This window comes from Kineosporia sp. NBRC 101677, from assembly GCF_030269265.1.
Classification (GTDB): domain Bacteria; phylum Actinomycetota; class Actinomycetes; order Actinomycetales; family Kineosporiaceae; genus Kineosporia; species Kineosporia rhizophila.
Genome location: NZ_BSTA01000047.1, coordinates 1 through 637 on the forward strand (window position 1 = coordinate 1; position 637 = coordinate 637).

Genomic DNA, 637 nt, shown 5'->3' on the forward strand with positions numbered 1-637 from the left:
GAAGCCGGTGGCCTAACCCCTTGTGGGAGGGAGCTGTCGAAGGTGGGACTGGCGATTAGGACGAAGTCGTAACAAGGTAGCCGTACCGGAAGGTGCGGCTGGATCACCTCCTTTCTAAGGAGCATCTCAAAGCCGCCGGTTCGCCGGCTTGGCTCAGAGGTCATGCCATTGCCTGCACGATGATGGTCTCAATCATGAGGCTGCTAGTTGTGGGGTGGCTGCTCATGGGTGGAACATCGGTTGGAGCTCGATCCCGGGGATGGGATCGGGGATGCACTGTTGGGTCCTGAGGGAGCGGGCCACCAGGGAGACTTGGTGGGCCGTGAACTTAGGCCGGAAGCCTTCTGGGTTTCTGGACGACTGGCATGACAGTCCTTTCATCAAACTGCCGGCACTGGTGTCGTGTGTGTGGTGGGCTTGAGGGTTGTGTGTGTTCGTTGCTTGTGAACTGTATAGTGGACGTGAGCATCTTTAATTCTGTGCATTTTTCGAGCGCACTCACTCTGGTGGGTGTGTGTCGTAAGTTTTTAAGGGCATACGGTGGATGTCTTGGCACCAGGAGCCGATGAAGGACGTAGGAGCCTGCGATAAGCCTCGAGGAGCTGGCAACCGAGCTGTGATTCGAGGGTTTCCGAAT

2 rRNA genes are annotated in these 637 nt (G+C 56.8%); both read left to right on the forward strand.

Going from position 1 to position 637, the window contains the following annotated elements:
- A 16S ribosomal RNA gene (locus QSK18_RS35675) occupies positions 1-114 on the forward strand; the annotation flags it as partial.
- A gap of 403 nt (positions 115-517) precedes the next feature.
- Positions 518-637: ribosomal RNA gene (locus QSK18_RS35680) — 23S ribosomal RNA — on the forward strand; the annotation flags it as partial.